This window comes from Pseudomonas salomonii, from assembly GCF_900107155.1.
GTDB classification, from domain to species: domain Bacteria; phylum Pseudomonadota; class Gammaproteobacteria; order Pseudomonadales; family Pseudomonadaceae; genus Aquipseudomonas; species Aquipseudomonas salomonii.
In genome coordinates this window covers 119605-126734 of record NZ_FNOX01000016.1, presented here as the reverse complement: position 1 = coordinate 126734, position 7130 = coordinate 119605, and the positions used below count along the sequence as shown (strand labels likewise).

The 7130-nt window shown below is 49.3% G+C and carries 7 protein-coding genes and 1 rRNA gene; 4 read left to right on the top strand and 4 right to left on the bottom strand.

The window, feature by feature from the left end:
* Nucleotides 1–106: ribosomal RNA gene (locus tag BLV67_RS29060) — 16S ribosomal RNA — on the bottom strand; the annotation flags it as partial.
* Nucleotides 107–757: 651 nt separating this feature from the next.
* Between BLV67_RS29060 and BLV67_RS29055 the strand changes: the two genes are divergently transcribed.
* Nucleotides 758–1087 (top strand): hypothetical protein, encoded by a 330-nt coding sequence (locus BLV67_RS29055; RefSeq protein WP_069786326.1) that lies wholly within the window; start codon nt 758–760, stop codon nt 1085–1087.
* 199 nt (nt 1088–1286) lie between these two features.
* Here BLV67_RS29055 and BLV67_RS29045 read toward each other — a convergent pair whose 3' ends face one another.
* The 3 genes from BLV67_RS29045 to BLV67_RS29035 all read right to left on the bottom strand — a co-directional run bounded on the left by BLV67_RS29045 (nt 1287) and on the right by BLV67_RS29035 (nt 3227).
* On the bottom strand, nt 1287–1937 hold the full coding sequence (locus BLV67_RS29045; RefSeq protein ID WP_069786327.1) for a glutathione S-transferase family protein: 651 nt from the start codon (nt 1935–1937) through the stop codon (nt 1287–1289).
* A 46-nt stretch (nt 1938–1983) separates the two neighbouring features.
* The gene (locus tag BLV67_RS29040; protein ID WP_069786328.1) at nt 1984–2619 is read right to left on the bottom strand and encodes a LysE family translocator; all 636 of its coding nucleotides are present in this window, start codon (nt 2617–2619) and stop codon (nt 1984–1986) included.
* A gap of 299 nt (nt 2620–2918) precedes the next feature.
* Nucleotides 2919–3227 carry a DUF3077 domain-containing protein gene (locus BLV67_RS29035; RefSeq protein WP_056858293.1) on the bottom strand — a complete coding sequence of 103 codons (309 nt, stop codon included), beginning with the start codon at nt 3225–3227 and terminating at the stop codon, nt 2919–2921.
* Nucleotides 3228–3868: 641 nt separating this feature from the next.
* Between BLV67_RS29035 and BLV67_RS32775 the strand changes: the two genes are divergently transcribed.
* The 3 genes from BLV67_RS32775 to BLV67_RS32765 are packed head-to-tail and all read left to right on the top strand — an operon-like array spanning nt 3869 to nt 7056.
* On the top strand, nt 3869–4246 hold the full coding sequence (locus tag BLV67_RS32775; RefSeq protein WP_143039900.1) for a hypothetical protein: 378 nt from the start codon (nt 3869–3871) through the stop codon (nt 4244–4246).
* A gap of 9 nt (nt 4247–4255) precedes the next feature.
* Nucleotides 4256–5599 (top strand): KGGVGR-motif variant AAA ATPase, encoded by a 1344-nt coding sequence (locus BLV67_RS32770; protein WP_141722692.1) that lies wholly within the window; start codon nt 4256–4258, stop codon nt 5597–5599.
* Nucleotides 5596–7056: a hypothetical protein gene (locus tag BLV67_RS32765; protein ID WP_141722693.1), complete on the top strand. Its 1461-nt coding sequence runs from the start codon at nt 5596–5598 to the stop codon at nt 7054–7056. Before BLV67_RS32770 ends, BLV67_RS32765 begins: the two co-directional genes overlap by 4 nt.
* The last annotated feature ends 74 nt before the right edge of the window (nt 7057–7130 follow it).

The following is a 7130-nucleotide window of genomic DNA, read 5'->3' as shown; positions in this document are numbered from 1 at the left end:
CCGTCCGCCGCTCTCAAGAGAAGCAAGCTTCTCTCTACCGCTCGACTTGCATGTGTTAGGCCTGCCGCCAGCGTTCAATCTGAGCCATGATCAAACTCTTCAGTTCAAACATCTTTGGGTTTTTAAGAAACCCTAAACTTGGCTCAGCAATCGTTGGTTACATCTTTGATTTCTCGCGGAGTAACTTGTGATGCTGATAATCTTGTTGACTATCAGTCTGACTCCACAAGCACCCACACGAATTGCTTGATTCAGTTGTTAAAGAGCGGTTGGTTAAGATCTTTCGTCTCAACCGAGGCGCGCATTCTACAGCGACCTCATTTGCTGTCAAGCGATTTCTTTATCAAAATCAATTACTTGAACCAGAACCGGCTTCAAGCTGCTCGTCAGCGGGAGGCGAATAGTACAGTATTCAAATATGTGGTCAACCCCCTTCCTGACATTCTTTTCGATTAGTTCACAGCGCCAGGGTTGCAGCTATATAGAGTGCTCGATCGCCTGACAGCGCGGCTAATGCCAAACGCGCGACCTTGCCCAGGCGTCACGGCTTGCAATCGGCGGCGAGGAAAAGCCGGCGAATCAACAGACCTGACATTTGCTTAAGCGCGCAATGTCTCTTCAGCCCCTGACTATCAAACCGGCTCTCACCCGCTTTTACACAGGTTCGAAAGAAAGCCCTTGAAATTCAAGGCCTTTTTTTTCGCCTGCAGAAAAGTGAGTATAGGCAGGCGAACGCAGACCTCGAGGAAACGGAACCATGGAATTGACGCTGGAAGCTGTTGCGCTTTTTGCTCTCAAGCTGGTGCATGAGACGGACGGCGCGAGCCCGTTGCTGCGCGATGACCTGGTGATGGATGGGTATGAGCGCGAAGTGTTTGGGTTGTTGGTGCGCCAGGGGGATTTGGCGACGATTCAACGCAAGCTAAATGAGTGCATTGCCCAGGCCTTGAATGCGCTAGGCGGCGCCGACACCGTACTGGGCCGTGAGCTACTCAAACTGTTCAAGGATGTGCAGCAGGCGAGCCGTCTTGATGAGCTAAGTACCCCGCTGATCACCCTCAAGGACTATCTGAAAGATATACAGTGAGTCGGTGATCAACATACCGGCCAGGTACACCATCAATACGGCTACGCCAGCGTCCAGGCATCGCCAGACCACGGGCGAGCGAAACAGCCAGGCCAACCGCTGACATCCCAGCGCCAACCAGAATAACGGCGCCGGCATGGCTCGCTGAGCAACAGCTTTTCAAGACTAGAAGTTTCAACGCCCCTTCTGATCGCCTCGGCTAATAATCCAACCGACCGAAAAGCTCTTCGAAAGGGATCATGACGTGCTCGCGATAAGCTTCACGCTCCCGGAGTCTTTGATACCACGCCTCAACGTGAGGAGTGAGTGGGCGGGAAATAGCTAAAGAGAAGTAACGGTACAGATGTGTGCCAACAGTAATGTCTGCCAACGACAAACGTTCCCCACCCAGAAAGGGCTGCTCGCTCAAGACCTGGTCAAGTAACTCAAAATATTGAGCGCAGAGGCTGATGCTTTTTTCGATAGCTTGCGGATCCCGCAACGCCTCAGGGGTTCGGTAAAAGCCCCAAAACACACCATTTAAAAACGTCGGCTGCAAGCTGGTTTGAGACCAATCCATCCAACGGTCAACTTGAGAGCGCTGAGCTGGGTCCTCACTCCAGAAACCAGATGCCCCATGACGCGCGGCAAGGTATCTGAGAATACTGTGCGACTCCCACACCACTGTCCCGTCATCATCTTTTATGACAGGCACGCGCCCATGGGGGTTCATGCGCAGAAACGCTGGCGAATCCTTGAGGCCGTATTGGCCGCCCGCGGGAATATGGCGGTGGGCCAGACCTAACTCACCTATAAGCCACATGACCTTCTGAACATTGAATGACGAACGTCGCCCCCACACTTCAAGCACGCAGCCTCCTGTTAACCACCCCTAACACAACGTTGCAACCACCCTCTTACCGCCGCCCTTCAACCGCCATCCGCAGAGCCAAGCCCATCAGCACCGAGCCCATCACCCAACGCTGAAACACCTGCCAACTCGGACGGGTGACGAAGAACACGGCGATGGAGCCCGCCATCATTGCAATCACCGCATTGACGCTCACGCTGATGGCAATCTGCGTAAAACCCAGGATCAGTGATTGCATCAGCACACTGCCATGCCCATTCGGGTCAATAAACTGCGGCAACAACGACAAATACATCACCGCCACTTTGGGGTTCAGCAGGTTGGTCACCAAGCCCATCATGAACAACTTTCGCGGGCTGTCCTGGGGCAAGTCCCGGACTTGGAACGGCGACCGGCCACCCGGCTTCACCGCCTGCCAGGCCAGGTACACTAGGTACAACGCGCCACCGAGCCGCAACGCGTCGTAGGCAAACGGCACCGCCATCACCAATGCGGTAATCCCCAGCGCTGCGCAGAACATATAAACAAGAAAACCCAAGGCAACGCCACCGAGGGAAATCAACCCGGCCGTGCGCCCCTGGCAGATCGAGCGGGAAATGAGGTAAATCATATTCGGCCCGGGCGTCAGCACCATCCCGAGGGAGATCAGGCCATAAGCAAGCCAGCTGGACAGTTCGGGCATGGTGTCACTCCTGCAGTATTGTGCTGGGTGCCATGGTAGGGCGTTGAAAAGCAGGGCGTTAGATACAGATCCGCGAGCAAAACGTCATACACCGCTCACGGTAAGGCACATGATCGACTTCGCCTCGCTGCCGTACACAAACATCGCGCACGTTTGATCTGGATTCTGCAGGCAAAAAAAGACCCTGGCGCCCCAAGGTCTTTTTTACTGCTAACGCTGCTTCAACAGATGTACACCGACCGATGTGGGAGCTGGCTTGCCTGCGATGACGCCAGCCGCCACACCCTCAAACCACCCGCTTACACCGAAACAGCGTCCCCTTCCTCCATCACCCCATTGGGCAACATCCCATTCGCCAAATCATCCACCACCGCCTTCGCCATCTCCCCCAAATAATGCGCCGCCCAGGCATAACGGTCCGCGTCTTTGTCCATGGCAGCATCCAACGCGAGCATTTTGGAGCAGTGCAGCAACTCGGAAGCATGCTCCAGGGCATCGCGAATGGGCACGCCGGCATTGACGCGGAATAGACGGTGCAGGTTGGGCTGTTTGCCGCAGGTGGAGAAGGTGATGATGCCGAGGGTTTTGTTGAGAGGTGGGTTGATCATTGGGCACCTCCGGGCTGGGCGGTGGTGACGATGGTGCTGTGTGAGTACGAACTCTCAGAAACGCTCATTGCTTAAGCTCCTAATGTAGTGAGCCGCCACGTTCGTTTCTCATGCGAATGGGTGGCAGCTATGCGCAGGCTGAGAAACCGGGACAATAGGAACCCGGCAGACCCGAAGGTCTCCCACGCATAGCCGCCATGACACAGACATACGAGCACAAAAAAGCGCCAACAGTCTAATGGATGGTGGCGCCTATGCGCCTATTGTTTCTCGGATTCTCAAGTCCGGTCGCTGTTTGGTAGCGACACCTCAAAGGTAGCTCGCAAGAGTATGAGGGTGGAAGAGACAGCTTGTAGCGAAAGATTTCGTAGTCTCCGTCCAGATCAGTAGTCGTAAAAAAGCCACAGCTGCTAGCTCCGCGCCTCTTCATTTGATTCGAAAATACAGGCAGGATATGGGCTATTAAAATCGGACCTCCCTCCGCGGTCTATGCAACAACGGTTACAAAGAGCGGACCAGTAGTGCTCACAGGCGTGACTACCTTTGTGTTCTCATCGCTCAGACGGGTAACGACGCGGAAAATGCCATAGTGCCAGAAACCCCGAATGGAATTACAATTCGGCAGGAAGGGAACGAAAATAATGCCTGAAAACTACGAACAATCAGCTCTGAGACATTTTTCTGATGCGGAAAAATTAGCAAATTCGGGAAGTTTAGGTGGCGCAGGCCATTTGATTGGATTCTCCGCAGAGTGCGCCATTAAGTACTGCGTTGCAAATCTACGACCGGAAAACGAAGTCCCACACGTTCACTTCCCTCAGATTATTGAAGCTGCAAAAAAGCAACTTCAAGGCAGAAGACAAAGTGCAATGCACAACACGTTAAAACGCCCAGAGCTTATGTTAGGATGGAAAATCGAGCAGCGTTATTCGCCCGACAACACCATAACACAAGACACTTACAATAAATGGCGCGAACACGCATCATCCATCATCTTCGCTTCTGGACTAAGGCGTTAAGGGGCTTTTATGAAAAAAGAATCATCACATCAGCTCCGCTATGATGACGTACTGCCAGAGCTCGTATCTTTGATTGTAAGTGAGCTTGGCGAGAACGCCTTAGACAAAAACTTAATTCTTAGAGATGCAGATGGGTTTGTTACATTTGTACTAAGAGAAGACTTTGATGCAAAAAAGATTCAAAAGCTTTCAAACTCCATCTCGACCAAACTGAAAAAGTACGCATCGAACCAGCCTGTATCCACTCCATCTGAAATGTATAGCAGCGAGCTTTCGGCTTTTGACCACGATCAATGGGAATTAGTAAAGCTAGGTAATAAATCCGACATATATGTTCGTTATATAGAGCGAAGAATTGTAGGCGGTGACTGGGTCAGAGGAATGCTTGAACCGTTAAACGATATCCCCCCTGTAGTTGTTTTTTCAAGTCACAAAGGTGGGGTAGGACGCTCAACAGCACTATCTGTAGCGGCCTCAAACATAGCAGATACAGGAAAATCAGTACTTGCGATAGACCTAGACTTGGAGGCGCCGGGCATTGGTGGCATGTTCCATTCCAATGACGCACTTCCGGAATTCGGAGCAATTGATTATTACGTCGAGTTTGGCCGAAGCGAAATTAATGATTTATTTCTAAACAATATGGCAGCAACAAGTACAAAATCTGATAACGGCGGCTCAATAACTATCGTGCCAGCCGCAGGAAAAGCTTGCAAGCGAAACCCAGAGAATGTAATTGGAAAAATCTCAAGAGCATACTTAGAGTCTTTAGATGACACTGGAGCAACTTTATCTTTCTTAGATAAAACAAGAAGTATGCTAATGGACCTATGCAGGGTCAAAAAGTATGATGTTATATTCATAGATGCTAGGGCCGGCCTCAACGAGTCAACAGCAACAACAATTCAAGGATTAGGTGCCGACGTGCTATTTTTCGGCATTGATACGCCTCAAACTTGGGAGGGCTATAATTATTTTCTCTCTCATTTATCTCGCTACAAAAGCGATACAAGCTTCGATAACGATTGGCGCTACAAAATAAAAATGGTTCATGCAAAAGCAGCGAACAGCTCCACCGCTCTAGCAAAATTTCGTGATGAAAGCTTCGAATTATTTGCATCTTATTTATACGATGAAATTGATGGAAATGAGGCAGCAGAGGGACTACCCAATGCATTCAGCTTTGATCTAGACGATCCTACTGCACCACACTTCGCGTGGCCAATCTATATTTCATCTGACTTTTATGAGTTTGATCCAGTAGCAAACAAACTCCAATTAAGCTCTGAGAACACAACCCCTGTATTTGGGGACTTCATTAATGCGCTCAAAGACAGGCTTGGATTCCAATGAAACTCGCCAAATATGAAATCGACATGTTAAGAAAGGTTCTTTCCGACTTAGATCCGAAGTCCTCATCCACTGCTGCGAAGCCGCTCCCAGTAGACCAAATTTATACACCGAAGACCCATAGGGATGCCCTTGATATTGATCGGCCTTTGATTGTTGGCAACAGAGGCACGGGCAAAAGTGTATGGTCGGGTGCACTTGCAGACAAGATGACCCGGACTGCTATCGCGTCACAGTATCAATATCCAGAACTCAACAACACAGAAGTAGTTTTAGGTTTTCATGAGAGTGCTGGGAAGGTAGGAGGGGATATTGCACCCTCAGCAAGGACATTGAGTGCACTTTTAAAAAGCGGCGCCGAACCAGAAGTAATATGGACGGCGGTATTGCTGCAGGCCGTATCTAGCATCACAAAATCTAGACTTCCAAAGTCCTTAGCGGATCTAGTTAGCTGGATAGAAAAAAACCCTGAAAAATGTGAAGAACGCTTGCGTAAAGCTGACGATCACTTCACTAGAAGTGGCAAAAAATTCCTTTTGGTTTTCGATGCACTAGATCGCTTAGGAAGTAGCTGGCACGATATTAGACCTCTTACAAATGGAGTTCTTCGTCTTACACTAGGGATGCAGGGTTTTGAGAGCATGAGAGCCAAAGTATTCATGCGAACGGACCAATTCAAAGACAATATAATCTTCAATTTCCCTGACGCCTCAAAAGTGAAAGCTGCACGCGTGGACCTTTCCTGGCACTCCACAGAGTTATATGGACTACTATTCAAATTACTTATAAAAAATAAAAAATCTTTTCCAGTCCTTGACCGCCTTTACAGAGAGTTAACCACAAAGTCAATACGCGCATATACGGATATCTCAACCCCAGAAGAACAAAAACCTATATTCAACTCGATCGCAGGTGAATACATGGGGTCCGATCATAGGCGAGGACGCACCTATACTTGGATAATAGATCACTTGGCCGACGCTTTTCGCGAAACCACGCCTAGGAGCTTTCTCGTCACATTACAAAGGGCCGCTAATGTTCGCCAAAAACCCATCGATACGGTTATTGATCATCACGGCATAAGAGAAGGAGTCCAGTCTGCTTCAGGCATACGTGTTGACCAATTGCTTGAAGACTACACTTGGATATCCTGTGCACTTGACGATCTCGAAGGGCTGGAAGTGCCCTGCCCTCCGGACTCATTTGTTAAACGCTGGAAAGAAAGATCGACCATAAAGATAATATCTGACTTAACAAAAACAACAAACCTACCAGGACCAGTAGAACTGGAAAGCAAAATCGCGTCTAAAGAAAATTTACTACTTGAGTCCCTAGTTAACATCGGAGTTGTGGAAATCAGATCAGAGTTAAAAATAAATATGCCTGATATCTTCAGAGTAGCTGCAAAAATAAAACGCCGAGGAGGCGTAAAGCCTCCAACATCAGGTCGAGCTCGATAAAATAAAAGTTTCGCTTATAACCCAGGGGTTTGATTCTTTCACTCCCCTTTTACTAATACCTTGCACTCACAAAA

What these genes read in the sequence shown, in the direction of transcription:
- BLV67_RS29035 (WP_056858293.1), bottom strand. Translation starts at nt 3,227, where the DNA reads ATGATCAACCCACCTCTCAACAAAACCCTCGGCATCATCACCTTCTCC.
- BLV67_RS29040 (WP_069786328.1), bottom strand. Translation starts at nt 2,619, where the DNA reads ATGCCCGAACTGTCCAGCTGGCTTGCTTATGGCCTGATCTCCCTCGGG.
- BLV67_RS32775 (WP_143039900.1), top strand. Translation starts at nt 3,869, where the DNA reads ATGCCTGAAAACTACGAACAATCAGCTCTGAGACATTTTTCTGATGCG.
- BLV67_RS29055 (WP_069786326.1), top strand. Translation starts at nt 758, where the DNA reads ATGGAATTGACGCTGGAAGCTGTTGCGCTTTTTGCTCTCAAGCTGGTG.
- BLV67_RS32770 (WP_141722692.1), top strand. Translation starts at nt 4,256, where the DNA reads ATGAAAAAAGAATCATCACATCAGCTCCGCTATGATGACGTACTGCCA.
- BLV67_RS32765 (WP_141722693.1), top strand. Translation starts at nt 5,596, where the DNA reads ATGAAACTCGCCAAATATGAAATCGACATGTTAAGAAAGGTTCTTTCC.